Below are 2,174 nucleotides of genomic sequence, written 5' to 3'. Positions count from 1 at the left end.
GTCGGCGGAAGGTGTCATGTCGGCTCGCCTCCAGGGGCCCCCTCGGTGGAGGCGGTGGGGTGTTCCGCCCCGATCGGGTCGTTTTCCGTCGGCGCGTCCGGCGCCTCCTCGGGGTCCACCACCACCAGTTCCTGGTCCATGGCCACGGCGGTACCCGCCGCCACCCGGACCGCCGCCACGGTGCCCGCGCCGGGGGCCCGGATGACGTGCTCCATCTTCATCGCCTCGACGATCAACAGGGGCTGGCCGGCGCTCACCCGCTCCCCCGGCCCGACCTTGACGACGGTGACCGTGCCGGGCATCGGCGCGGTCAGGGCGGCGGCCCCGGCCGCCGCTCCACCACCGGCGGCGGCCACCGGGTCGTGGTCGGCGACCGGCCACGCCTCGCCGTCGCGGGCGAGCCCGGAGCCGTCGGGGGCGGCGTGGAAACGGTGGACGACGCCCTCCACCTCCACCCGGAGCGGTCCGCCGCCGGTGTCGTCCAGCAGGCGGGCGGGGACCTCGGGGCCGTCACCGACCCGCAGCCGGGCGGCACGGGCTCGGCCCCGGACGGTGACGGTCACCGGTTCGTGGCCGGGAACCCGCAGGTGGTGCGGTGTCCCGGCGACGACACCACCGAGCCGCCAGCCGGAGGGGATCGAGAAGGGATCCACCCAGTCGGCCGGCGAGTCCTTCTCGGCAGCCGGCTCCAGGGCCGCGTGTCGGAGCAGGGCCGCCGCCGCGTACACCTCGGTGGGGACGGCGGTGGGGGCCAGGTCGGCCACCAGTGCCGGGGCCTCCCGGTCCACCAGTCCGGTGTCCAGCCGCCCCTCCCGGACCTCCGGCACGTCCAGCAGCCGGCGCAGGAACCCGGTGTTGGTGTCCACGCCGATGACCACGGTCTCCGCGAGGGCGGCGCGCAGCCGGCGCAGGGCGGAGGCACGGTCGGGCCCGTGGGCGATGATCTTGGCGAGGAGCGGGTCGTAGGCGGTGCCGACGGTGTCGCCGGCGGCGATGCCGGAGTCCACCCGTACCCCCGGCCCGGTGGGCTCGCGCAGCGCCCGGACGGTGCCGGCGGAGGGCAGGAAGTCCACTCCCTGACCGTCGGCGGACGGACGCGGGGTCTCGGCGCAGATGCGGGCCTCCACCGCGTGACCGCGCGGGGCGAGCGCCTCCGGGTCGGCCGTCAGCGGCTCCAGGGACTCGCCCGCGGCGATCCGCAGCTGCCACTCCACCAGATCCAGCCCGGTGATCAGCTCGGTCACCGGGTGCTCCACCTGGAGGCGGGTGTTCATCTCCATGAACCAGTGCGAGCTGGGGTCGTCACCGGGGACGATGAACTCCACGGTGCCCGCCCCCCGGTACCCGCAGGAGCGGGCGGCGCGGACGGCGGCCTCCCCCATCGCGCGGCGGGTCTCCCCGTCCAGCAGGGGGCTGGGGGCCTCCTCGACGATCTTCTGGTGGCGGCGCTGGAGGGAGCACTCGCGTTCCCCCAGGTGCAGGACGTTGCCGTGGTCGTCGGCGAGGACCTGGATCTCGATGTGTCGGGGGCGGTCGATCCACCGCTCGACCAGGAGGGTGTCGTCGCCGAAGGCGCCCCGGGCCTCCCGTCGGGCGGCGGCGATCTCCTCGGGCAGCCGATCGGGGTCGCGGACCAGCCGCATGCCCTTGCCGCCCCCGCCGGCGGCGGGCTTGATCAGCACCGCGGCGCCGATGGCCCGCGCGGCGTCGATCAGCTCGGCGTCGGACAGACCGCTGCCGGAGGACCCGGGCACCACGGGGACGCCGGCGGCGGCCACGGTCTCCTTGGCGCGGATCTTGTCCCCCATCAGCTCCACGGCGGCGGCCGGGGGGCCGACGAAGACCAGGCCGGCGTCGACGACGGCGCGGGCGAAGTCGGCGTTCTCGGCGAGGAAGCCGTAGCCGGGGTGGACGGCGCCGGCGCCGGTGCGCTCGGCGGCCTCCAGCAGTCGGTCGATCCGCAGGTAGCTCTCGCCGGCGGCCCGCGGGCCGATGCGGACCGAGGTGTCGGCCTCCCGGACGTGGAGGGCGTCGGCGTCGGCGTCGCTGTGGACGGCGACGGAGCGCAGACCGAGCCGGCGCAGGGTGCGGATCACCCGGACCGCGATCTCGCCGCGGTTGGCGACCAGCACGCTGTCGAAGGCGGCGGGGCGGGGCACCTGCTGTCGGGGGGC

1 protein-coding gene is annotated in these 2,174 nt (G+C 76.4%); it reads right to left on the bottom strand.

Annotation, left to right across the window (positions count from 1 at the left end; all coding sequences use genetic code 11):
- Window positions 1–14 precede the first annotated feature (14 nt).
- Complete coding sequence (locus FNQ90_RS20500; RefSeq protein ID WP_182607709.1) at window positions 15–2,159, bottom strand: acetyl/propionyl/methylcrotonyl-CoA carboxylase subunit alpha; 2,145 nt, start codon at window positions 2,157–2,159, stop codon at window positions 15–17.
- Window positions 2,160–2,174: the final 15 nt, after the last annotated feature.

It is taken from the genome of Streptomyces alkaliphilus (genome assembly GCF_014141535.1).
GTDB classification, from domain to species: Bacteria; Actinomycetota; Actinomycetes; order Streptomycetales; family Streptomycetaceae; genus Streptomyces; species Streptomyces alkaliphilus.
The sequence above is the reverse complement of the archived record's forward strand: the minus strand, read 5'-3'. Positions and strand labels throughout refer to the sequence as shown.